General features: G+C 70.7%; 19 protein-coding genes. 10 read left to right on the top strand and 9 right to left on the bottom strand.

The genetic code is table 11. From position 1 onward, the window contains the following. Positions 1 to 6 precede the first annotated feature (6 nt). Complete coding sequence (locus FS845_RS04580) at positions 7 to 1,080, top strand: metal ABC transporter substrate-binding protein (protein ID WP_144630918.1); 1,074 nt, start codon at positions 7 to 9, stop codon at positions 1,078 to 1,080. 62 nt (positions 1,081 to 1,142) lie between these two features. On the opposite strand, the gene FS845_RS04575 is transcribed toward FS845_RS04580, so the two are convergent. The 9 genes from FS845_RS04575 to FS845_RS04535 form a co-directional block, all read right to left on the bottom strand. Continuing rightward, a complete protein-coding gene (locus FS845_RS04575) occupies positions 1,143 to 2,135 on the bottom strand; it encodes a Bug family tripartite tricarboxylate transporter substrate binding protein (protein ID WP_144630917.1) in 993 nt (330 codons plus the stop codon). Between the two features lie 43 nt (positions 2,136 to 2,178). Continuing rightward, on the bottom strand, positions 2,179 to 2,844 hold the full coding sequence (locus FS845_RS04570) for an RraA family protein (protein WP_144630916.1): 666 nt from the start codon (positions 2,842 to 2,844) through the stop codon (positions 2,179 to 2,181). Between the two features lies 1 nt (position 2,845). After that, positions 2,846 to 3,661, bottom strand: a complete 816-nt coding sequence (locus tag FS845_RS04565) for a carbon-nitrogen hydrolase family protein (RefSeq protein ID WP_144630915.1) — start codon at positions 3,659 to 3,661, stop codon at positions 2,846 to 2,848. Then, the gene (locus FS845_RS04560) at positions 3,658 to 4,611 is read right to left on the bottom strand and encodes a LysR family transcriptional regulator (RefSeq protein WP_186332155.1); all 954 of its coding nucleotides are present in this window, start codon (positions 4,609 to 4,611) and stop codon (positions 3,658 to 3,660) included. The genes FS845_RS04565 and FS845_RS04560 overlap by 4 nt, the downstream gene beginning before the upstream one ends. Then, positions 4,608 to 5,513 carry a TauD/TfdA dioxygenase family protein gene (locus FS845_RS04555; RefSeq protein ID WP_144630913.1) on the bottom strand — a complete coding sequence of 302 codons (906 nt, stop codon included), beginning with the start codon at positions 5,511 to 5,513 and terminating at the stop codon, positions 4,608 to 4,610. The genes FS845_RS04560 and FS845_RS04555 overlap by 4 nt, the downstream gene beginning before the upstream one ends. 181 nt (positions 5,514 to 5,694) lie before the next feature. Continuing rightward, a complete protein-coding gene (locus tag FS845_RS04550; protein ID WP_144630912.1) occupies positions 5,695 to 6,855 on the bottom strand; it encodes a metallophosphoesterase in 1,161 nt (386 codons plus the stop codon). Positions 6,856 to 7,085: 230 nt separating this feature from the next. Continuing rightward, a complete protein-coding gene (locus tag FS845_RS04545; RefSeq protein ID WP_144630911.1) occupies positions 7,086 to 8,147 on the bottom strand; it encodes a phosphotransferase in 1,062 nt (353 codons plus the stop codon). Continuing rightward, on the bottom strand, positions 8,144 to 9,340 hold the full coding sequence (locus FS845_RS04540) for an acyl-CoA dehydrogenase family protein (protein WP_144630910.1): 1,197 nt from the start codon (positions 9,338 to 9,340) through the stop codon (positions 8,144 to 8,146). Before FS845_RS04540 ends, FS845_RS04545 begins: the two co-directional genes overlap by 4 nt. 80 nt (positions 9,341 to 9,420) lie before the next feature. Next, positions 9,421 to 10,173 (bottom strand): SDR family NAD(P)-dependent oxidoreductase, encoded by a 753-nt coding sequence (locus tag FS845_RS04535; protein WP_144630909.1) that lies wholly within the window; start codon positions 10,171 to 10,173, stop codon positions 9,421 to 9,423. 73 nt (positions 10,174 to 10,246) lie between these two features. Between FS845_RS04535 and FS845_RS04530 the strand changes: the two genes are divergently transcribed. From FS845_RS04530 to FS845_RS04490, 9 genes are all read left to right on the top strand, one after another. Beyond that, the gene (locus tag FS845_RS04530) at positions 10,247 to 10,894 is read left to right on the top strand and encodes a GntR family transcriptional regulator (RefSeq protein WP_409929250.1); all 648 of its coding nucleotides are present in this window, start codon (positions 10,247 to 10,249) and stop codon (positions 10,892 to 10,894) included. 159 nt (positions 10,895 to 11,053) lie between these two features. Beyond that, a complete protein-coding gene (locus FS845_RS04525) occupies positions 11,054 to 12,232 on the top strand; it encodes a YbfB/YjiJ family MFS transporter (RefSeq protein ID WP_222129955.1) in 1,179 nt (392 codons plus the stop codon). A gap of 15 nt (positions 12,233 to 12,247) precedes the next feature. Beyond that, positions 12,248 to 13,129, top strand: a complete 882-nt coding sequence (locus tag FS845_RS04520; RefSeq protein WP_144630907.1) for a LysR family transcriptional regulator — start codon at positions 12,248 to 12,250, stop codon at positions 13,127 to 13,129. A gap of 24 nt (positions 13,130 to 13,153) precedes the next feature. Beyond that, positions 13,154 to 14,239, top strand: coding sequence for an NAD(P)H-dependent flavin oxidoreductase (locus FS845_RS04515; RefSeq protein WP_144630906.1), 1,086 nt, complete (start codon positions 13,154 to 13,156; stop codon positions 14,237 to 14,239). Positions 14,240 to 14,449: 210 nt separating this feature from the next. After that, complete coding sequence (locus FS845_RS04510) at positions 14,450 to 16,120, top strand: Na/Pi symporter (protein ID WP_186332154.1); 1,671 nt, start codon at positions 14,450 to 14,452, stop codon at positions 16,118 to 16,120. 132 nt (positions 16,121 to 16,252) lie between these two features. Next, positions 16,253 to 17,023 (top strand): hypothetical protein, encoded by a 771-nt coding sequence (locus FS845_RS04505; RefSeq protein WP_144630904.1) that lies wholly within the window; start codon positions 16,253 to 16,255, stop codon positions 17,021 to 17,023. A 245-nt stretch (positions 17,024 to 17,268) separates the two neighbouring features. Continuing rightward, positions 17,269 to 19,293 (top strand): glucan biosynthesis protein G, encoded by a 2,025-nt coding sequence (locus FS845_RS04500; protein ID WP_313960314.1) that lies wholly within the window; start codon positions 17,269 to 17,271, stop codon positions 19,291 to 19,293. Beyond that, positions 19,274 to 21,769 carry a glucans biosynthesis glucosyltransferase MdoH gene (gene mdoH / locus FS845_RS04495; protein WP_144630902.1) on the top strand — a complete coding sequence of 832 codons (2,496 nt, stop codon included), beginning with the start codon at positions 19,274 to 19,276 and terminating at the stop codon, positions 21,767 to 21,769. Before FS845_RS04500 ends, mdoH begins: the two co-directional genes overlap by 20 nt. 4 nt (positions 21,770 to 21,773) lie before the next feature. Beyond that, positions 21,774 to 22,475 (top strand): tetratricopeptide repeat protein, encoded by a 702-nt coding sequence (locus FS845_RS04490; RefSeq protein WP_186332153.1) that lies wholly within the window; start codon positions 21,774 to 21,776, stop codon positions 22,473 to 22,475. Positions 22,476 to 22,542 lie beyond the last annotated feature (67 nt).

The raw sequence follows: 22,542 nt of genomic DNA, 5'->3' as shown, positions 1-22,542 counted from the left end.
TCCTGCATGAAACCGAAAATCCTCGCCGCCGCGGCGCGCCTGGCCTTCCGCGGCCCTGCCCTTGCATCGACGGCCGCGCTGGCCGCCGCGCTGCTGGCCGCGCCCGCGCACGCCAAGGAACTGAAGGTCGTGGCGACCTTCTCCATCATCGGCGACTTCGCCCGCCAGGTCGGCGGCGACCGCATCGCGCTGGCCACGCTGGTGCCGGCGGGCGGCGACGCGCACGTCTACGAGCCCCGGCCCGCCGATGCGGCCGCCGTCGGCCGCGCGGACGTAGTGCTGGCCAACGGCCTGCATTTCGAGGGCTTCCTGCAGCGCCTGATCGACGCCAGCGGCAGCAAGGCGCGGGTGGCGACGCTGACCGAGGGCGTGCAGGTGCTGCGCAACGTCGAGGACCACGGCCAGAAAGATGGCGAGGAAGGCCATGGCGGACACGCGGACGCCGACGGCCACGATCACGGCGACGGGCAAGGACATGACCATGACCACGGTCACGAGGGCAGCCATGATCACGACCACGGCCATGCCGCCGGCCATCACCATCACGGCCCCGACGACCCGCACGCCTGGCAGTCGGCGGCCAATGCGCAGGTCTACGTGCAGAACATCGCCGACGCCTTCTGCCAGGCGGACCAGGATGGCTGCGCCGCCTACCGCGCCAATGCCCAGGCCTACACGCGCCAGCTGCAGGCGCTGGACGCCGAACTGAAGGCCGAGGTCGCTCGCATCCCGGCGGACAGACGCACCATCATCACCTCGCACGACGCCTTCGGCTATTACGCGCAGGCCTACGGCTTCACGTTCCGGGCGCCTCAGGGCATCAGCACCGACTCGGAAGCCTCGGCCGCCGACGTTGCCGCGCTGGTGCGCCAGATCAGGGAGCAGAAGGCCTCCGCGCTGTTCACCGAGAACGTCAGCAATCCGCGCCTGATCCGGCAGATCGCCGACGAGACGGGCGTGCGGCAGGGCGGCGTGCTGTACTCGGATGCACTGTCCAGGACCGGCGGGCCGGCCGCGACGTACGTGGACATGATGCGCCACAACACGGCGACGATCCGGGAGGCCATCCTGGGCCATTGAGGCCCACGGGCCGCGGCATGGGCGCACCGACGCATCGGCGGCCGCGCCCACCGGCCCAGGGTTCAGTTCGAAGCGGCGCCCGACTGCTCGACCAGCCTCTTCCATTTGGCCGACTCCGCGGCCAGGAAGCCGCCCATCTGCTCGGTGGACATGTCCATCGGAACCAGGCCTTGGGCATTCAGGCGTGCGCGCACGTCGGACAGGCGCATCAGGGCAGCCACTTCCTTGCGCAGCCGCGCCACCACGTCCTCGGGCGTACCCGTGGGCGCCAGCAGCAGGATCCAGCCCTGCAGGTCGAAACCGTCGAGTCCCTGCTCCCGCAGCGTGGGAATGTCGGGCAGGGAAGGAATGCGGGTGGCGGAGGTGACACCCAGCGGCTTGACCTTGCCGGATTCCATCAGCGCGCTGACCACCGGCACGTTGTCCGAGATGAAGTCGATCTGGCCGCCCACCAGGTCGGTCGCGGTCTGCACGCCGCCCCGGTACGGAATGTGCGTCGCCTGCAGGCCGGCCTGCGCCAACATGGCCGAAATCACCAGGTGGGGCGTGGTGCCGTTGCCCGAGGAGCCATACGTCAGCCTGGCATCGGGCTTCTTGCCATAGGCCACGAACGCCTTGAAGTCCGACGCCGGAAAATCCTTGCGCACCACCATCACCTGGGGCGCCCAGGCCACGGCGCCCACCGGCACGAAGTCGCGCGCGGCGTCATAGCCCAGCGTGCCTGGCCGCAGCCATTGCGCGATGGTCATCGGGCCCGTGGACCCCATGGCAAGCGTGTACCCATCCGCCGGCTGCTTGGCGACATAATCGGTGCCGATGGTTCCCCCCGCGCCGGTGCGGTTCTCCACGACCACCGACTGTCCCAGCGCCCCGGTCAGCTTCTCGGCGATCAGGCGCATGGACACATCGGAGGAATTGCCGGGCGGAAACGGCACGATGATCCGTACCGGCCGCTCGGGCCAGGCCGCCATGGCAGGCCCGGCGCATGCCAGCGCCAGCAAGGCGCCAGCCGCCAGGCGGCGCAGCGCCGCCCGGCAGTCAGTTGCTGCGTTCATGTACTTCCCCTTGACGTTATGAGACGGGCGTATCGCCCTGACTTCACTGGGCTCGCGCGACGTGGGCGCTCGCTCCAGACAGATCGCCCAGGCGTTCGCCCCGGCTGATCTTCTCCGCGTTGGCGGCCTGCCTGGCCTGTTTCTGCAAGGCGGCGCGCGCCACTTCCTCGACCTCGCCGGGCGGCAGCACCAGCACGCCGTTCTCGTCGGCCAGGATCACATCGCCCGGATTGACGACCACGCCCCCGCAGGACACCGGCATGTTGAGCATGCCGCCGATGTCGTAGATGCGCGTGGTGATGGGCGAGACGCCGCGGCACCATACGGGCAGGCCGGACGCCGCGATCTCGGACGGATCGGTGCACATGCCGTCGACCACGGCGCCCGCGGCGCCGGCGGCCACCGCGCCCTGCGTGACGCCGCCGCCCCAGCAGGCATGCTTGCGATCGCCCAGGCGGTCCACCACCACGATGTCGCCGGGCGCCAGCTGGCTGAGCGCGTGGTGCAGCAGGGTCGAGTCCTGTCCCGGCAGCGCCACGGTGATGGCGCGGCCGATGACGCGGCGCCGATGCTCCAGCGGCTGGATGCGGGCATCCATGAACCCCCAATGGCGGAAATGTCCGACCGTGGCGGTCTCGACGTCTTTCAGCCAATGGAAGACCTGGGGATCCAGCGCGGGCGGCGTGGCGCCGATTGCGTACTTTTTCATGTCAGAACACCTTGTGGTCAGCCAACGGAATCTGCTTGCGCGCCTGCGCCACGCGCTGGAAATCCAGCGTGGCCGTCAGCGCGCCCACGCCGTCGGAGGCCTTGGCCACGATATGGCCCCATGGATCGCACACCAGCGTGTGGCCGTAGGTGTAGCGGCGCTCCCCCTCCTGATCGAAGGGGCCGTACTGCGCCGGTGCCAGGAAATAGGACTGCGTCTCGATGGCGCGCGCGCGGCACAGCACGTCCCAGTGGTCCTTGCCGGTCTGCAACGTGAAGGCGGCCGGCAGCACGATGGCCTGCGCGCCCTGCTCCACCAGCTTCTGGAACAGCTGCGGAAAACGCAGGTCGTAGCAGATCGCCAGGCCGAAGCGCACGCCGTCGATGTCGGCCACCACGACGTCGCGGCCAGCGCGCACGGCGTCGGACTCGCCGTAGCGCAGGCCGTCGGGCGTGACGATGTCGAACAGGTGGATCTTGCGGTAGCGGGCGATCTCGTTGCCCTTGGGGTCGAAGACCACCGAAGTGTTGTAGACGTGCGTGCCGCCCGGGGCGCGCTCGTAGAAGCTGCCGCTGTGCACGTGGATGCCATGGTCCACCGCCAGCTGCCTGCACATGGCGTACGCGGGGCCGTCCCGCTCGGCCTCGCCCGCGGCCACTTTGTCCGCCACGCTGCCGCCCGCCCAGTCGAAGTGCTCGGGAAAGCTGACGAAACGCGCGCCATCGCTGCTGATGGCCTCGCGCGCCAGGCGGTCGGCCTCATCGACGTTGCGGCGCTTGTCCGCGACCGAATTCATTTGCACCAAACAGACTTTCATGGGTTCTCCTGGAAAACATCGTCGCGATCCTCCTGCCAGGCCAGGCCCGGATCGGAGGCTTCGCAATAGCGGGATGCCGCCTGCCGGGCCAGCGCCGCCACGGCGCGCGCCAGACCGGGCTCGTCGTTGCGGATGTACGCGGCCACGTAATGCACCGCGACGAAGGGCTTGGTCACCGGCAGCACCACCAGCGCGCCCTGCTGGATCTCGCGCTGCACCGACGCCAGCGGCACGGCGGCGATGCCGATCCCCGAGGTCACCATCTGGACGTTCGTGGGCAGCGCCGCCGATGCGTGGATGACCACGGTCTGTTGCGCCTCGTCGGCGAAGTACGCCTCGATACGGGCCTGCGACGGCGTGCCCGGCGGATAGCCGATGATGGGATGGCGCGCCAGATCCTGCGGCGTCAGCGGTTGGCTGACATCCGCCGCCAGCAACGGACTGGCCACGAAATCCATCGAGAACGAGCACAGCGGCGTCAGTTCGAACTGCGCGCCGCTGGCCGACAGGTCGGAGACCAGGACCATGTCCAGCCGTCCCGCCTCCAGCTCTTTCAACAGGCGTTCGGACAGCTCCGTGGTCACGCTTAGCGAGACGTGCGGGTACTCTTCGCGGACCGTGCGGACCAGCAACGGAAACACCGTGGGAATCAACGTGCTCACCGCGCCCAGCCGCACGTGGCCGCGCAGGCGCCCGGGATCCAGCATGACGTGGCGCAGCTTGTGATAGGCGTCGATGATGACCTGGGCCTGGTCGATGAAGCGCAAGCCTTCGGGGGTCGGTTCGAACCCCTGGTCCGAGCGCACGAACAACTTCACGCCCAGGTCGTGCTCGATGGAGGCGATGCGGTTCGAGATGGCCGCGTGCGTGATGCACAGCTGTTCGGCGGTCGCCTTGATGCTGCGCAGCCGGGCCAGCCACAGCACGGTCTCCAGGAAGCGGATGTTCATGGCAGCGCGATGCCGGCGGATGCCTCGGCCATGACCGGCACGTCGCCTTCCAGCGTGGTTCGATACATGGTGCGCACGTACTTCGCGTCGTCGAACCCCGTCGCGCAATGCTGGGTGCATCGGTTGTCCCACAGCACGGCGTCCCCCGCCTGCCATTGCTGGCGGAACTGGAAGCGCGGCTGTTGCGCGAAGACCTGCAACCAAGCGATCAGGCGGCGGCCTTCGTCGGGCGGCAGGCCTTCGATGTCGCAGGCCCAGCGGCCGATGTACAGCGAGGTACGGCCGCTGACGGGATGCCGGCGCGCCAGGGGGTGATACACGTCGGGCCGGTCCCGCTTCTCTTCTTCCGTCAGCGGGTCCATGTGCGGATAGTGCACGGCATGCAGGTCGATACGGCTGTAGCGGGCGCGGCGGCCGGCGATGGCGTGGCGCGCCGCCGCCGGCAGCGCTTCGTACGCGGCGTACATGTCCACGAACAGCGTGTCGCCGCGTTCGGGCGGCACGCGCAGCGCATACAGGAACGATCCTGCGTTGGGAACGCGCTTGTCCTCGCCGTCGGTGTGGAACCCCTCGCCCGCGCGGCGCAGTCCGGCCTCGCCGGCCTCGTTGCGCGTGACGGGCCTGGCCGGATCCTCCTTGGAAGCATTGGAGACCACGAAGACTTCGGGGTACCCCTCCAGGTTGAACTTCAGCGGCTTCATGATGTGCAGCGGACCCAGTGCCCGCGAGAACGCGATGTGCTGCTCGGGAGACATCTCCAGGCCCCGGAACCGCAGCACGCTGTGGGCGGTCCAGGCGTCGGCCACCTGGTCGAGTTGCCCGGCCGTCAGGGCCAGGTCGGCGGGGATGCCGCGCACCTCGGCGCCGAATCCGCGTTCAAAGGGTACGATTTCCAGCGCCATGACGTCCTTGCCTCCAGGGGTTGATGGAGCCAAGTATGGCCAGCGGCACGATCGCGTGTCGAACGTATTTTTCTTGCGCCGTCAGCAAGTTTTTCTGACGCCAGGCGCCGGGCCGCGGGTTATCCCGCAACGCTCGCGGGATAACCCTGGCTGGCCCGGGCACCGCCTCGGTAGGCCCCGCCTATCCCCCGCGCACCAGCCGCAAGCGCGTGATCTCGGACGGCGCCCCCAGCCGCTTTGGCGGCCCCCAATATCCGGTGCCGCGGCTGGTGTACACCCACATGCCTTCGTAGCGATGCAGGCCTGCCACGAAGGGCTGCTGCAGCGGCACGAAGAATCCCCACGGGAAGAACTGCCCGCCGTGCGTGTGGCCGGACAACTGCAGCGTATAGCCCAGCGGCGCGGCAGCCGCGGCACTGCGCGGCTGGTGGGCCAGCAGCAGGCGCACCGCCGCATCGGCGGGCGCGCCGGCCAGGGCGCGCGCGGGGCTGCTGCGCTGGGCGGCATCGAATGCGCCCGCGCTGAAATCGGTCACGCCGGCCACCACCACGCAGTGGCCCGCGGGGCGGACGACGGCATGCTCGTTCAACAGCACGCGCAGGCCGATGCGGCGGAACTCCGCCACCCAGGCGGACGCGCCCGAGTAGTACTCGTGGTTGCCGGTGACCAGATACACGCCGTGCGGCGCGCGCAGGCCGCCCAGCGGCCGGGTGTGCTCGGCCAGGCGCTCGACGCTGCCGTCGACCACGTCGCCCGTGATGGCCACCATGTCAGGGTTGGCGGCGTTGACCGCGTCGACGATGGCCTGCACGTAGCCGCGCTTGATGGTCGGCCCCACGTGCACATCGCTGATCTGCACCACGGTGAAGCCCCGCAGGGCCTCTGGCAGTCCTGCGACGGGCACCTCTACGTCGACCACCCGCGCGCGCCGGCGCGCATTGAAGAAACCCGCCACGCTGGCCGCCAGCGCCAGCAGCGGCACGGCCACGGCCGAGTCCGCGCGCAATGCGGCCCAGGGCACGGCCACGCCCGCCAGGCCGGCCAGCCAGGCGATCAGCAGCGCGGCGTCGCGCAGCAGGGTGAAGACGAACAGCGACGAGAACAGGCCCATGGCCAGCAGGCCGATCCAGGCCATGCGGTCGCCGTGGCGCTGGCCGGCGGTGGCGCGGCTGAGCATGCCCAGCGGAATGACCCCGCACGACAGCGCCAGGTACAGGGCGGCCGCCCAGGCGGCCAGGGGCGTGACCGGCGCGTCGGGGATCAGGCGCAGGCCCACGTAGGCGTGCGCCAGCGCGCCGACGGCCACGAAACGGATGAAGAAAGCGGATTGGCGTAGCGACACGATGGCAGGAGTAGAGTCGCCGCGCGCGGTCGGCTTGCGGACCTCGGGCGCGGCTGGGCGGGATGGATGACATGCGCGGCGGCGAGCCGCCGGGCCGGGCCAGCCATTCTATGCCCATGGAACCAGGGCGGGCGGGACGGGCCTGCGCGCGCGCCCGGCCCGGGATCCGCCGCCAGGCAGGCAAGGCCGGCGCTACGATGCGCGGGCCCGACGCCGCGCGGCAAGCCGGATCACCCTCGCGCGCCCGCCGCCCGCGCCTGCTGCCAGGCCAACGCCGCCACGCGCTCGACGCGCGCCGCCATGTCGCGCGCATCCGCGCCCGCCGCGGTGCCGCGCGCCACGCGGCCGCGGATGCCGTGCAGGATGGCCGCGAAGCGGAACATGTTGAAGGCCACGTAGTAGTCCAGGTCGGCGATGCCGTCGCGGCCGGTGCGCCGGCAGTACGCCGCCACGTACTCGGCCTCGCCGGGCAGGCCCGCCGCCTTCAGGTCGACGCTGGCAATGCCGCCCAGGATGTCGGACGGCATGCGGTACATCATGGCGTGATACGCGAAGTCGGCCAGCGGATGGCCCAGCGTGGACAGCTCCCAGTCCAGCACCGCGATCACACGCGGTTCGGTGGGGTGGAAGATCATGTTGTCGGCGCGAAAGTCGCCATGCACGATGGCGGTCTCGTCTTCCGCCGGGATGTGCTCGGGCAGCCATTGCACCAGCCGGTCCATGTCGGGAACGCGGCCCGCGGCCTCGTCCTGCAGGTACTGGCCTGACCAGCGCGCCACCTGGCGCGACACGTACTGCCCGCTGCGTCCGTAGTCGCCCAGCCCCGCCGCCGCCGGATCGATGCCATGCAGCTTGGCCAGCGTGGCGTTCATCGCGTCGAGATAGGCGGCGCGCTGCGCGGCCGGCACCTCTGGAAAACTGGCATCCCAGAAGATGCGGCCCTCGACCATGTCCATCACGAAGAACCAGCTGCCGATCACCGCGTCGTCGGTGCACAGCGCATGCACGCGCGGCACCGGAAACCCCGCCTGGCCCAGGGCCGCCATCACGCGCGCCTCGCGCTCGACCGCGTGCGCGCCCTTCAGCAATTGCCCGGGCGGCTTGCGGCGCAGCACGTAGGCGCGCGCGGGCGTGGCCAGCCGGTACGTGGGATTCGATTGACCGCCCTGGAACTGCTCGACGCGCAGCGGACCCGCGTAACCGGGCACGTGCGCCGTCATCCACTGGTGCAGCCGCTCTTCGTCGAAGCGATGCGCCTCGCGCACCGGCATGGTCGCGCCGCCCTCGCTCATCCCTTGTCCTCCGCCAGCGCCGCGCGCTTGATGTGCTTGGCGATGGACCACTTGTGCACCTCGGTGGGACCGTCGTAGATGCGGAAGGCGCGCAGCTCGCGGAAAATCTGCTCGACCACGGTGTCGCCCGATACGCCGGTGCCGCCCATGACCTGCACGCAGCGGTCCACCACGCCATACAGGCCTTCGGACACCGACACCTTGGCCATGGAGCTTTCCACGCTGGCCAGCGACCCGGCGTCCAGCGCGTCGGCGCACCAGTCGATCATCAGCTCGGCCTGGCGCAGCGCGATCTGGTTCTCGGCCAGCATGAAGCCCACGCCTTCGTGGTCGATCAGCAGCTTGCCGAAGGCGCGGCGCCGGGTGGCATACGCCACGGCGATCTCGTGCGCGCGCGTGGCCGCGCCGTGCCAGCGCATGCAGTGCGACAGCCGCGCGGGCGACAGGCGGATCTGCGCGTAGCGGAAGCCCTCGTCCACCTCGCCCAACACGTGCGCCTGCGGCACGCGCAGGCCGTCGATGAGAACGATGGCATGGCCGCCCGGCATCGAGCCGTCGATGGTGTCCAGCACGCGCTCGATGCGGATGGCGGGGTGCGGCAGGTCGACCAGGAACATGGTGGCGCCGCCGCGCGTGTCGTCGGAGGTGCGCGCCATGACGATGCCGACCGCCGCGCCCTGCGCGCCCGTGATGAAGGCCTTGCGGCCGTCGATGACCCAGTCGCCGCCGTCGCGCCGCGCCCGCGTGCGCAGCATCGAGGGATCGGAGCCCGCGCCGTCCTCGGATGCCGGCTCGGTCATGAAGAAGGCCGAGCGCGCCTGGCCGCTGACCAGCGGCGCCAGGAAGCGCTCGCGCTGCGCCGGCGTGCCGATGCGGCCCAGCAGGAACATGTTGCCCTCGTCGGGCGCGCCGGTGTTGACGGCCACCGGGCCCAGCGGCGACAGGCCCGAGGGCTTGAGCACCGTGGCCGTCTCGCGCTGCGTAAGGTGGCTGCCGTCGGCCAGGATGTGCGGCGTCATCACGCCGGCCTGGCGGGCGCGGTCGCGCAATTCGGCCACCAGCGCGGCGTCGGGCCCGTGCGCCCCCCAGCGCGGGTCCTGCTCGTACGGGAACACCACGTCGCGCACGAAGGCCTCGACGCGTCGGGCGATCTCCAGGCTGCGGGGGGAGGAAGGCGATGCGGAAGCTTGCATGAGGCGTATTCCTGCGCGGGTAGCGCGATGAATCCTGCTTGGGTACGTGAGTGCGTGGATCGACGGCGCGGCCCGGGCCGCTACAGCCCGCTGACCATGTGCCCGCCGTCGATCACGATGACGGACCCCGTCATGTAGCGCGAGGCGTCGGAGGCAAGCAGCAGCATGGGGCCATCCAGGTCCTGCAGCTGCCCCAGCCGCCGTTGCGGGATGCGCTTGATCAGCGCCTGCCCGGCCTCGGAGGGCCAGAAATCGCGGTTCAGCTCCGTGTCGACGTAGCCCGGCGCCAGCGCGTTGACGCGCACGCCGTGCCGCGCCCATTCGAGCGCCAGCGACTTGGTCATCTGGATCACGCCGGCCTTGGACACGGCATACGGCAGCACGCCGCCGCCCTGCCGCAGCCCCAGGATGGAGGCCACGTTGACGATACTGCCGCCGCCGCGCGCCTGCATGCCGGGCGCCATGGCCTGCGCCACGAAGAACATGCCTTTCAGGTTGGTGTCCACCACGGCATCCCAGTCGATCTCGCTTTGCCGCAGGGCCGGCGCCTGGCGCACGATGCCGGCGTTGTTGACCAGGATGTCGACCGGACCCGCGGCCTGCGCCAGCGCCTGGCGCGACGCGGCGTCGGTCACGTCCAGTTCCACGCTGGCCGCGCGGCCTCCCGCGGCGCGGATGCCTTGCGCCACGGTCTCGAGCGCCGACATGCGGCGCGCCGCCAGCACCACCTCGGCGCCGTGCGCGGCCAACAGCGCCGCGAAATGCGCGCCCAACCCGCTGGACGCGCCCGTGACCAGCGCGCGCCGGCCATGCAGTTGCTTGGGAGGGCTCATGGGCCGTTGTCTCCGTTGTCTCCAAGTTCGAAAATTGTAGGACAATCATGTACCACAAACAAGGATGAACGCCGTGCCGTCCACCGACTTCCCGCCCTCGCCCGACACCGCTTCCGGCGCCGTGTTCGCCGGCATCGTCCACGGCCTGGAAACGCGGGCCTTCCTGCCGGGCCAGCGCCTGGTCGAGGCAGAACTGGCGGAACAGTTCGGCGTGGGCCGCAACAGCGTGCGCGAAGCCTTGCAGAAGCTGGCGGCCGACGGCATCGTCGAACTGAACCGCCACCGCGGCGCGGCCATCCGCACGCTCACGCTGGCCGATGCGCAGGACGTGCTGGAGATCGCGGAGTACATGACCGGCCTGCTGGCCGCCCGCGCGGCCCGCCGCGCGAAAACGTCCGAGCACGCCCCGGCCCTGCGCGCCGCGCTGGCCGAACTGGACGGCGCGGCCGACCGGCAGGCCTTCCTTGCGGCGCGACGCCATTTCTACCGCGCGCTGCTGGACATCGCGGCCAATAGCGAACTCAAGCGCCTGTTTCCCGCCATCCAGATGCACGTGGTGCACGCGTGCTTCCGCGTGGCCGGCCTGCGCGACCTGCGGCTGGCGGACTATCGCCGTATCGGCGCGGCCGTGCTGGCCGGACGGGTCGATGCCGCGCGCCAAGCGGGCGCTGACCACGTGCAGCGCGTGCGCCGGGCCATCGAGGACCTGGCGGGCGATTGACGGGCTGCGGCCGGCGGCCGGCCGCTATGCCACATCAATCTCTATAAAAGAACAAAAAATTAATATCTATCTTTTTTAGAGATTTGAAAGTATGCTGGGGGCATGCCATCGGCGGCGGCGGTTCGTGCCCTGCCCGGCGCCATTGCAAGCGAGCCCGCCATGCCCACATCCATGTCTTCCCTGCGCCCCGTCGCGGCCGCCCTGGCCGCCAGCGCGGCGCTGGCCGTCGCCATGGGATTCGGCCGCTTCGCCTTCACCGGCATGTATCCGCTGATGCTGCGCGACGGCTTCCTGCACCTGTCCGGCGGCTCGCTGGCTGCATCGGCCAACTACGCCGGCTACCTCGCCGGCGCGCTGGCGCTGGGCCGCATGCGCGCGACGCAGGCCGCGCGGTTGTGCGGCATCGGGCTGGCGGCCACTGTCGTGGTGCTGGCCGCCATGGCGTGGCACATGCCGGATGCCTGGCTGTACGCATTGCGTTTCGTCGCCGGCGCGGCCAGCGCCCTGGCCATGGTGGCCGCCGCCGTCTGGCTGTTCCAGGTGGTGGGCCATCACGCCGGCGCGCCGCTGCTGTTCGCGGGCGTGGGCGCGGGCATCCTGGTGTCGGCCGAGCTGATCGCCGCCGGCAACGCGGCGGGCCTGCACAGCGGCGCGCTGTGGGGCATCCTGGCCGCCGCCGCCGGATTGCTTGCCGTGGCGCTGTGGCCGCTGCTGTCGGCCCGCGCGCCTGGCCACGCGCAGCCCCACGCGGCGGCCGCGGCGCCGCGCGCGAGCCTGGGCCCCTGGCAGCTGATCGCCAGCTACGGCCTGGCGGGCTTCGGCTACATCGTCACCGCCACCTATCTGCCGCTGTTCGTGCGGGATGCCCTGCATGGCATCGATCCGGTCCACCTGTGGGCGGCCTTCGGCCTGGGCGCCATCCCGGCCTGCTTCGGGTGGCACCGCCTCCATGGCGCGCTGGGCGCGCGCCGCGCCATGGCGCTGAACCTGTTGCTGCAGGCCGTGGGCGTGCTGCTGCCGGTGCTCAGCCATAACCTGCCCGCCTATCTGGCCAGCGCGCTGCTGGTGGGCGGCACCTTCACGGGCACGGTCACCATCGCCATGCCGGCCGCGCGGCACGTGGCCGGCCAGGTGCCCTTCAATCTGGTGGCGGCGATGACGGCCGCCTACGGCGTGGGCCAGATCGCCGGCCCGCTGGCCTCCGGTTGGCTGTATGGTCTGGGTCATGGCTTCGATCCGGCCCTGGCCGCCGCCAGCGCGGCGCTGGTGCTGGGCGCCGCGCTGTGCATGCGGCCCGCGGCCGTACGGCGCGCATCTGGCGCGCATGCCCCGTCCTGACTTCCCGCCCCGATCATGGAATTCGCCGAACTGGAAATCTTCCGCGCCGTGGCGCGCGAACAAAGCGTCACCCGCGCCGCACAGGCGCTGGACCGCGTGCAGTCCAACGTCACCACGCGCCTGAAGCAGTTGGAGGACGACCTGGGCGTCGCCTTGTTCCTGCGCGACGGCCGCCGCATGACCCTCACACCCGAAGGCCATGGCTTCCTGGACTATGCCGAACGCATCCTGGCGCTGGTCGAAGAAGCCCGCCAGTCGGTGCACGCCGGCCGGCCCAGCGGCACGCTGCGCGTGGGCTCGATGGAAAGCACCGCGGCCAGCCGGCTGCCCGGACCGCTGGCGCGGTTCCATTCATGCTGGCCCGAGGTCCGCGTCGAGATCCGCACCGGCACCACGCAATCGCTGGCGGACGCCGTGGCCGCGCATCAACTGGATTGCGCGGTCGTCGCCTATCCGGGCGACGAATCGCCGGCATCCGCCGACATGGACAAGCTGGGGCCCGGCCTGCAGGGCAGCTATCTCTTCACCGAGCAATTGATGCTGGTGCTGCCGCCCGGCCATCCCGCGGTGCGCGGCCCCGCCGACGTGCAGGTGCGCAGCCTGGCGGGCTTCGCGCGCGGCTGCATGTACCGCCAGTGCGCGGAGGATTGGCTGACCCTGCCGGGCCTGCCGCGCTGGAACGTCGTCGAGGTCAACTCGTATCACGCCATCATGGCCTGCGTGATGGCCGGCACCTCGGCGGCGGTGCTGCCGCAGTCGGTGCTCGACCTGCACCGAGATGCAGCTGCCGTGCGCACGGTGTTCCTGCGCGATGCGCACATCTTCATGATCCGGCGCGCAGGCTACGACACCGCCTCGTACCACGCGCTGCTGCGCGAAATCCAACGCACCCCCTGAGCCCCCCTTTTCCAGGAGCCCTTCATGCCCACTTCCTTCGCCGCCCGGCTGGGCCTGTCCCACCCCATCGTCCAGGCCCCCATGGCCGGGGTCAGCACGCCCGCCATGGCGGCGGCCGTGTCCAATGCCGGCGCGCTGGGCTCGCTGGGCGTGGGTGCCATGGACGCCGCCGGCGCGCGCCAGGCCATCGAGCAGACGCGCGCGCTGACCGACCGCCCCTTCAACGTGAACCTGTTCTGCCATGCGCCCGCGGTGGCCGATCCCACGCGCGAGCAGCGCTGGCTGCACTACCTGGCCGGCGAATACGCCGCCTTCGGCGCCGCACCGCCCGCGCAACTTCGCGAGATCTACACCAGCTTCCTGGTCGACGACGCCATGCTGGAGATGCTGGTGGCGCAGCGGCCCGCCGTGGTCAGCTTCCATTTCGGCGTGCCCGACGCGGCGCGCGTGCGCGCCCTGAGCGAAGCCGGCATCTACCTGATGGCCTCGGCCACCAGCCTGGCCGAGGCTCGGCGCATCGCCGGCGCGGGCATCGACGCCATCGTGGCGCAAGGCATCGAGGCGGGCGGGCACCGCGGCGTGTTCGACGAGGATGGTCCCGACGAACAGCTGGGCACGCTGGCGCTGGTGCGCCTGCTGGCCACGCGCGTCGAACAACCGGTGATCGCGGCCGGCGGCATCATGGACGGCGCCGGCATCGCCGCCGCCTTGGCCCTGGGCGCGCAGGCCGCGCAATTGGGCACGGCCTTCGTGGCCTGCCCCGAATCGGCGGCCGACGCGGCCTACCGACAGGCCCTGCTGTCGGCCGATGCGCCGCCCACCACCCTGACGCGCGCCATCTCCGGCCGTCCGGCGCGCGGCCTGGCCAACCGCCTGACCGCGCTGGGCGAGGCGGCCGGCAGCCCGCCCGTCCCGGCCTACCCCATCGCCTACGACGCCGGCAAGAGCCTGCATGCCGCGGCCAAGGCCCAGGGCAACGCGGGCTATGCCGCGCAGTGGGCCGGGCAGGCCGCGCCGCTGGCCCGCGGCCTGCCCGCCGCCGAGCTGGTGCGGCACCTGGGCGCCGAGCTGGACGAGGCTGTGCATGCCCTGGTCGCGCTGCGCGCCTGACATAGCCGGGCCCCGCTTGCGCGGAAGGCCCCTCCGAGGGCAACAACGTGAACACAATCACAAAAACGTCATATTTCATGTCATTCCCGTCTCATACAATCCGCAGCGACCTCTAGCCGTACGTCCGCGTGCATCCCAGGCTGCGGCGCCCCACGGCGCCCGCCCCGCATGGCGTACCGGCCATCACTTCATCGCCGGATACGTTTTCACGTGGACATCGCTGCGCCAATCTTCGCGGGACTGGGCCTCTTCTTCATCGGCATCCGGCTGATCAGCGCCAACCTCAAGCAGCTGGCCGGCCGCAAGATGCGCATGATGATCGCCCGCGCCCTGTCGGGCCACGGCTCCATCGCCGTGTTCGGCCTGTCGGCCGGCGCCATCATGCAAAGCGTCAACGCGGTCACCTTCGTGCTGGTGGCCCTGGTGACGGCGGGCGCGGTGCAGACCCGGCGCGCCTTCCCCGTCATCAACTGGGCCAACCTGGGCACGTCCATGCTGGTGCTGGTGGCCGCCATCAACATGCACCTGCTGGTGCTGATCCTGGTGGGCCTGACGGGCTTCGCGTACTACCTGAAGCTGGACGACTCGGCGCGTTATCGCCATCTGATCGGCGCGCTGCTGGGCGTGGGACTGCTGTTCCTGGGGATCGATTTCATCAAGGCGGGCACGGGGCCCCTGAAGCAGCTGGACACGCTGCGCGTGTACCTGGAGTTGTCCTCGCACTATTACGTGCTGAGCTTTGCCATGGGTACGGGCGTGGCGCTGATCGCGCAATCGTCCACCACCGTCAGCGTGCTGACCATGGCGATGGCGGCGGGCGGATTGATCACCTTCGAAAGCGGCGCGCTGATCGTGCTGGGCGCGGGCCTGGGCTCGGGCCTGTCGGCGAAGATGCTGGCCGGCAAGCTGGAAGGCAGCGCGCGCCAGCTGGTCACCTACCAGGTGCTGCTGAAGGCCCTGGGCGTGGCCGTGACCGTGCTGCTGTTCGCCGTCGAATGGAGCACCGGCTGGCCCATGCTGACGGCCGCGATCCACGCGCTGAACCTGTCGGCCTCCGCGCAGCTGGCGGCGGTGTACGTCATCCTGCAGATAGTGTCCGACCTGACGGTGCGGCTGGCCTACGGGCCCATCGTCCGCTACGTCGAACGCAGCGCGCCGCCGTCCGTGCAGGAGGTGCTGGGCAAGCCGCACTACCTGAACGACCATGCCCTGGACGAACCCGAAAGCGCCCTGCTGCTGGTCGACCTGGAACAGCAGCGCCTGCTGGCCACCCTGCCCGGCTACCTGGACGCGCTGCGCGCCGACGTCGAGCAGCCCGGCGTCGCGCCGGCCGTGCGCCATGCCGCCGAACGCGGCGTGCTGAAGCAATGCGAACACTTCATCACCGACCTGGCGGACCGCAACCGCTCGCGCGAGGTGCTGGAGCGCACCATCGTGCTGCGCGATCGCAACGAACTGCTGCTGGCCATGCAGGAGACGCTGGCCGAACTGCACGTGGCGGTGGCGGGCGGCGGCCAGGCCGGCGACGTCAGCCGCCTGACGGGCAATCTGGTCGAGGGCCTGCACATGATGCTGCAGACGCTGGCCGAGGCCGCGGCGTCGGCGCAGGCCGACGACCTGGCCGTGCTGCGCGCGCTGACCCACGACCGCTCCGAACTGATGGACGGCATCCGCAGGCGCCTGCTGCGCGACAATGGCGACCTGTCGCCGCAGGCCCAGCAGGCCGCCTTCGCCGCCACGGCGCTGTTCGAGCGCGCCGTGTGGCTGATGCGGCGCTACGTGATGCTGCTGGACGCGGCCTTCCTGGGCGCGCACGGCATCGGCGCGGACGGCATCAGCGCGGCCGACACCGCGGCGCGCGAGACTCGGACGCCGGCCTGATCCCCACGCGCCGGGCCGCCTCGACGGCGATGCCGGCCCGAGCCGCGCGTAGGCATCCCGGTCCTGCCGCCCGGCGCGCCGCGATGTGCTAAGGTTTCGCCCGCATCAGCCCTTGCGGCAGCCCGTTTTTCCATGGCCCTGGTTCTCGCCCGCTTTCTCTTCGGTTTCGCCCTGTCGCTGGCCTGCGTGTCGCTGCTGATCGCGGCCACCTGGATCAGCACCCGCCTGGTCGCCCAGGCCATCCGGCGCTTTCCCACGCCCCGCGCGCAAGACGCCGCCAGCGGCACGGCCGTGCTGGCGATCGTCGTCCTGACGCTGGCGGGGATGTACGCGTGCGGCCACCTGCTCTACCGCACCATCGGCGATTCGCCGCTGGCGCGATCGCTGCCGCACTGGCTGGCGGGCGACGACCACCTGTCCGCCGCCGCCGTGCTGGGCGCGCTGGCCGGGTTGGGCAGCCTGGCCTATGTGCCCGCGCTGTGGCGGCGCTGGCGCGACCGCGACACCACAGCGCCAGCCGCAACCAGGTCGAAGGCGGCGGACAAGCCGGCCAAGGCCAGCTACACGATCACCGAAAAAGCGCCGGCCAGATCGACCGCGGCCGCCAGGCCGCGCGCCAAGGCGGCCGCGCAGCCCAAGGGGCCGCGCATTCCCCAGCTGGGCTGGCTGGCGCTCTTTCTGCTGGCCATCGGCGGCGTGCTGCTGGCCTTCGCCTTCATCATCGCGCCCCCGAGGCCGGATGCGCCCGCCGCCGCGCTGGCGCAGGCGGGCCGCGCGCGGCCCGTCTACCTGGCCGCGGCCGGCCTGCTGGGCACGGGCACGCTGTGCCTGCTGGCCTGGCTGGCATGGCGGCGGCCCGCGCCCGAACCCCGCAGCGGCAAGTCCGGCCGTGCGGCAAAATAACCCGTCCTTTCCGATACGCACCCCGGCAGGCCATCCGCCGCATGGCGCCACCCGACGCCACGCTGCTGCGACGCAACATTCATGCGAAAATGGCCATCAAGCCCTAGATATCGGAAGCAACACCGACAACGTTGCACCCTGCCTATACTTCCATGTGTCAATCCGGTGTCAGGTACTTGCGCCTTGCGCCGGCTGTGCAAAAATTCCAGTTGCCCTTTTCCTCGCTTTTCTGCCTGAGGCTCCCCGTGTCCGTTTCCTCCGCTGGCCGCTATCTGCGCCAACCGCTGCTGGGCTGTACGTTGGCCCTGACCACGCTGTTCAATTGCGCCACAGCCGCCGACACCCCCGCACCGGACGCGCCAGCGACGGCCACCGGCGCGGCGACCCAGCCGGCGCCTGCGCCGCAGGCCGCCGATTCCGCCGGCAAGAGCCCCGCGCCGGCAAAAGAGCCGGTGAAGGAACCCGCCGCCAAGGAAACGCCCAAGGCGCCCGCCAAGGAGCCGGCGAAGGAAGCGACGCCGAAGCCCGCGGCCAAGGAAGCCGCGTCCAAGGACGCGCCCGCCAAGGACGCGCAAGCGAAGGATGCCGCCGCGAAGGATGCGCAAGTCAAGGACGCCGCGGGCAAGGATGCCGCCGCGAAGGCCCCCGCGACCAATGACGCCGCCGCCAAGGACGCCCCGAAAAACCACGCACATGCCAAGGATGCGGCCGGCAAGGACGCCGCCCAGGACGCGAAGGCTTCCACCGCCCCCAAGCCTGACGCCGCCCCCGCGCCCCAGCCCTTCAGCTTCGCCGACGTGCAGAAGCAGGCTCGCGAACTGGCCGCGCAAGGCTATAAGCCGCCGGTCTCGAACCTGCCCGACGAACTACAGGACCTGAAGTACGCCGGCTACCAGAACGTGCGCCTGCGCGACGACCACCTGCACTGGCGCGACGCCGGCACTCCGTTCCGCCTGGGCTTCTATCACCAGGGCATGCACTTCAACACGCCGGTACGCATCAACGAGATCGACGACAAGGGCGCCGTCACCGAGATTCCGTTCGACGCGTCCGAGTTCGACTATGGCCAGCTGGCCGTCAACCCCGACCTGCTCAAGGGCCTGGGCTTCGCCGGCTTCAAGCTGCTGTATCCGGTCAACACTCCGCTCAAGCCCAATGACGAGCTGGCCTCGTTCCTGGGCGCCAGCTACTTCCGCGTGATCGGCCGCGGCCAGGCCTATGGCCTGTCGGCGCGCGGCCTGGCCATCGACACGGCGCTGCCCTCCGGCGAGGAATTCCCCGCCTTCCGCAAGTTCTGGATCGAGCGGCCCAAGGGCGGCAACCACCAGATCGTGCTGTACGCCCTGCTGGATTCACCGCGCGCCACCGGCGCCTATCGCTTCATCATCCGCCCCGAGGTCGACACCGTCGTCGACGTGAAGGCGCAGATCTACCTGCGCGACAAGGTCGGCCGCCTGGGCCTGGCGCCCCTGACCAGCATGTTCCTGTACGGCGCCAACCAGGCGCCGGCCACGCCGAATTACCGGCCCGAGATGCACGACTCCGACGGCCTGGCCATCCAAACCGGCAGTGGCGAATGGGTCTGGCGCCCGCTGAACAACCCGCGCCGCCTGGCCGTCAGCGCGTTCAGCGCGGACAGCCCGCGCGGCTTCGGGCTGCTGCAGCGCACCCGTGAATTCAGCCGCTACGAAGACCTGGACGACCATTACGAAAAGCGTCCCAGCCTGTGGATCGAGCCCGTGGGCGACTGGGGCAAGGGCAGCGTGCAGCTGGTCGAGATTCCCACGCCAGACGAGACCAACGACAACATCGTGGCCTTCTGGGTGCCGGCCAGCCAGCCCGCCGCCGGCAAGCCGCTGGACATCGAATACCGCATGGTCTGGACGCTGGACGAGCCCCGCCTGCACGACACCTCGCTGGCCTGGGTGAAGCAGACGCGCCGCTCGCGCGAAGAGGTCAAGGGCCCCGACCTGATCCGCCGCGGCGACGGCAGCCAGGCGCTGGTGGTCGACTTCGTCGGTCCCGCGCTGAAGGACGTGCCCGCCGACACCACCATCACCGCCGAGGTCTCGGTCGACGGCAACGGCCAGATCGTCGAGAACACCGTGCGTCCCAACCCGGTCACCGGCGGCCGCCGCATGATGCTGCGCGTGAACGTCAAGGACCCCGCCAAGCCCGTGGAGTTGCGCGCCTTCCTGACCAACGGACAGACCGCCTTGTCGGAAACCTGGACCTATCAGCTGCCCGTCAATGCTCCCGAAACCAAGTGATCGCGACGACCTCGTCCACACCTACCTGCAACGCCTGCCGCTGCCTGAAATCCAGCGGCTGACGCTGGAGCGCGAGGTCGAGGCCCTGGTCGCGCGGGGCGAGGATCCCTGGACCGCCCTGCACGAGACGCTGGGCCAGCACGACGCGATCCGCGAACCGTCCATGGCTTCCGAAGGCCAGCGCCTGGTGCTGGGCTATGGCGCGGACGCCACCGTGGCCGGCGTGATGCGCAGCGACGCCACCGGCGCCACGCTGGGCGCCATGCCGCCGCACCGGCGCCAGTCGATGGCGCCGCACCCGTGGGTGCCCAATCCCTTCGTGCGCTTCTGGCGCCGCCTGAAGACCGACAAGCCGCAGGATCCGCCCGACACGCGCGCGGCGCTGCAGGCCAACCGCGGCGAGGCCTGGCGCCTGGCCGGCAGCCGGCGACGCCTGGCGCTGCTGACGCTGGTGGGCGTGCAGACCACCGTGGCCACGTGGTACATGCGCGGCGTGCTGCCCTACCAGGGCGGCAACCCGCTGGAAATCGCCATCCTGCTGCTGTTCGCGCTGCTGTTCTGCTGGGTCTCGGCCGGCTTCTGGACGGCCATGATGGGCTTCCTGCAGCTGATGATCGGGCGCGACCGCTACAGCGTGTCCGCGCGCGGCCTGAGCGACCAGCCGCTGCCCGCCGACGCCCGCTGCGCGCTGGTCATGCCCATCTGCAACGAGGACGTGGCGCGCGTGTTCGCGGGCCTGCGGGCCACCTACGAATCGCTGGCGCGCACCGACGCGCTGCAGCAGTTCGACCTCTACATCCTCAGCGACAGCTACCAGGCCGACATCTGCGTGGCCGAGCAGCAGGCCTGGCTGGAGCTGTGCAAGACCGTCAACGGCTTCGGCCGCATCTTCTACCGGCGCCGGCGCCGGCGGGTCAAGCGCAAGAGCGGCAACATCGACGACTTCTGCCGCCGCTGGGGCGGCAACTACCGCTACATGGTGGTGCTGGACGCCGACAGCGTGATGACCGGCCATTGCCTGAAGTCGCTGGTGCAGCTGATGGAGGCCCACCCCGAGGCGGGCATCATCCAGAGCGCCCCGCAGGCCAGCGGCATGCAGACGCTGTACGCCCGCATCCAGCAGTACGCCACCAGCGTGTACGGGCCGCTGTTCACCGCCGGCATGCACTTCTGGCAGTTGGGCGAATCGCACTACTGGGGGCACAACGCCATCATCCGGCTCGAGCCCTTCATGGAACACTGCGTGCTGGCGCCGCTGCCGGGCAAGGGCGCGTTCGCGGGCGCCATCCTGTCGCACGACTTCGTCGAGGCCGCGCTGATGCGCCGCGCCGGCTGGGGCGTGTGGATCGCCTACGACCTGCCGGGCAGCTACGAAGAACTGCCGCCCAACCTGCTGGACGAGCTGCAGCGCGACCAGCGCTGGTGCCACGGCAACCTGATGAACTTCCGGCTGTTCTTCATCGAGGGCTTCCATCCGGTGCACCGCGCGGTGTTCCTGACCGGCGTGATGTCCTATCTGTCGGCGCCGCTGTGGTTCCTGTTCCTGGCGTTGTCCACCGGCCTGCTGGCGGTGCACACCCTGACCGAACCGCAGTACTTCGTCGAGCCGCGCCAGTTGTTCCCGATCTGGCCGCAATGGCATCCGGACAAGGCCATCGCGCTTTTCTCCACCACCTTCGTGCTGCTGTTCCTGCCCAAGGTGCTGGGCGTGCTGCGCGTGTGCGTCCGCTATCCGCGCGAGTACGGCGGCCGCCTGAAGGCGCTGCACAGCATGCTGCTGGAAGTGCTGTTCTCGATGCTGCTGGCGCCCGTGCGCATGATCTTCCACACCCGCTTCGTGGTGGCGGCGTTCCTGGGCCTGAAGGCGCGCTGGGTCTCGCCGCAACGCGACAACAACGACACGCCCTGGAGCGAGGCGGTGCGCCGCCACGGTTCGCAGATGGCGCTGGGGCTGGCCTGGGGCGCGCTGGTGGCCTGGCTCAATCCGGTGTTCCTGTGGTGGATGGTGCCGATCCTGGCGGCCTGGCTGCTGATCATCCCGATCTCGGTCTACTCCAGCCGCACCGGACTGGGCATCAAGAGCGCCGAGGACGGCCTGTTCCGCATCCCCGAGGAAACCCACCCGCCCCGCGAACTGACCGACACGCGCATCTACACCGACGCGGCGCGCGACGCGCCGCACGGCGCCCCCACTTTCCGCGACGCGGTGTCAGACCCGCTGGTCAATGCGCTGGCCTGCGCGATGGGCACGGCGCGGCATCGTCCCGTGCCGGCCAACCTGGCCGCGCGAGCCGCCTTGGTGCAGCAGGCGCTGGCCGAGGACGCCCGCCTGACCGAGCCGCAGCGCATCAAGCTGCTGGACGATCCGGTGGCCATGGCGCAGCTGCACCATGGGGTATGGATGGGCCCGCCGCCCGACGCCACACGCGCCGCGCGCGCCACCGCCGACGCGGCGGCCCTGCCCGAGGCTGCCTGACGCCATGCGCCGCCTGCGCGCCGTCCTTGCCGTGCTGCTGGCCCTGCTGGCGGCACCCGCGGCGGCGCAGCAGCTGCCTTTCGACGACGCCTATCGCGACGCGATGGCGCAATCGGGGCGCGACATGCGCGAGCGCATCGCGCGATTTCCTCCCGGGATCGCGCAGCAGTACGCCCAGGCAGGGGAAGCCTCCAGACGGGGCGACCGCCCGGCCGCGCTGGCGCATCTGCGGTCCATGGCGCGCGCCCGGCCCGACGACCCGGCCATCCAGCAGTTGCTGGCGCGCGGCGCACACCTGGCCGGCGACCTGGCCACGGCGGAGCAGGCGCTGCGCGCCGCGATCCGCATCGATCCGAAGGACGGCTGGCCATCCATCAACCTGGCTGGCCTGCAGGCCGAGACCGGCCAGCCGCAGGCGGCGCTGGCCACCCTGGACGCGCTGCAGGCGCATGTGCCCGACTGGAGCATCGCGCTGAACCTGCGCGCCGCCCTGCTGGATACGCTGGGCCGCAGCGACGACGCGCTGGCCGCCTACGCCCGCGCCGTCCGCGCGCAGCCTGCCAGCGCCCAGATTCTGGTCAACCAGGGCGAGCTGTACGAACGCCTGGGCCGGCGCGCCGAAGCCGCCCGCGCCTATGCCGCGGCGCTGCGCGTGCAGCCCGACTACGGCCGCGCCATCGAGGCCGCGCAACGCCTGCCGCGCTGAAGCCCACGCGTCCGAACGCGTCCCGCATGCGCCCCGAGGCGTCCCAAACGTGCTGCCAGTACGCCCC

This window comes from Bordetella genomosp. 13 (assembly GCF_007679965.1).
Classification (GTDB): domain Bacteria; phylum Pseudomonadota; class Gammaproteobacteria; order Burkholderiales; family Burkholderiaceae_B; genus Bordetella.
This window is presented reverse-complemented; position numbering and strand designations above follow the sequence as displayed.

Excerpts from the sequence above, each read along its gene's own strand:
- FS845_RS04580 (WP_144630918.1), top strand. The coding sequence starts at position 7 with ATGAAACCGAAAATCCTCGCCGCCGCGGCGCGCCTGGCCTTCCGCGGC.
- FS845_RS04560 (WP_186332155.1), bottom strand. The coding sequence starts at position 4,611 with ATGAACATCCGCTTCCTGGAGACCGTGCTGTGGCTGGCCCGGCTGCGC.
- FS845_RS04515 (WP_144630906.1), top strand. The coding sequence starts at position 13,154 with ATGCCCACTTCCTTCGCCGCCCGGCTGGGCCTGTCCCACCCCATCGTC.
- FS845_RS04540 (WP_144630910.1), bottom strand. The coding sequence starts at position 9,340 with ATGCAAGCTTCCGCATCGCCTTCCTCCCCCCGCAGCCTGGAGATCGCC.
- FS845_RS04545 (WP_144630911.1), bottom strand. The coding sequence starts at position 8,147 with ATGAGCGAGGGCGGCGCGACCATGCCGGTGCGCGAGGCGCATCGCTTC.
- FS845_RS04525 (WP_222129955.1), top strand. The coding sequence starts at position 11,054 with ATGCCCACATCCATGTCTTCCCTGCGCCCCGTCGCGGCCGCCCTGGCC.
- FS845_RS04520 (WP_144630907.1), top strand. The coding sequence starts at position 12,248 with ATGGAATTCGCCGAACTGGAAATCTTCCGCGCCGTGGCGCGCGAACAA.
- FS845_RS04505 (WP_144630904.1), top strand. The coding sequence starts at position 16,253 with ATGGCCCTGGTTCTCGCCCGCTTTCTCTTCGGTTTCGCCCTGTCGCTG.
- mdoH (WP_144630902.1), top strand. The coding sequence starts at position 19,274 with ATGCTCCCGAAACCAAGTGATCGCGACGACCTCGTCCACACCTACCTG.
- FS845_RS04565 (WP_144630915.1), bottom strand. The coding sequence starts at position 3,661 with ATGAAAGTCTGTTTGGTGCAAATGAATTCGGTCGCGGACAAGCGCCGC.
- FS845_RS04555 (WP_144630913.1), bottom strand. The coding sequence starts at position 5,513 with ATGGCGCTGGAAATCGTACCCTTTGAACGCGGATTCGGCGCCGAGGTG.
- FS845_RS04535 (WP_144630909.1), bottom strand. The coding sequence starts at position 10,173 with ATGAGCCCTCCCAAGCAACTGCATGGCCGGCGCGCGCTGGTCACGGGC.
- FS845_RS04490 (WP_186332153.1), top strand. The coding sequence starts at position 21,774 with ATGCGCCGCCTGCGCGCCGTCCTTGCCGTGCTGCTGGCCCTGCTGGCG.
- FS845_RS04575 (WP_144630917.1), bottom strand. The coding sequence starts at position 2,135 with ATGAACGCAGCAACTGACTGCCGGGCGGCGCTGCGCCGCCTGGCGGCT.
- FS845_RS04570 (WP_144630916.1), bottom strand. The coding sequence starts at position 2,844 with ATGAAAAAGTACGCAATCGGCGCCACGCCGCCCGCGCTGGATCCCCAG.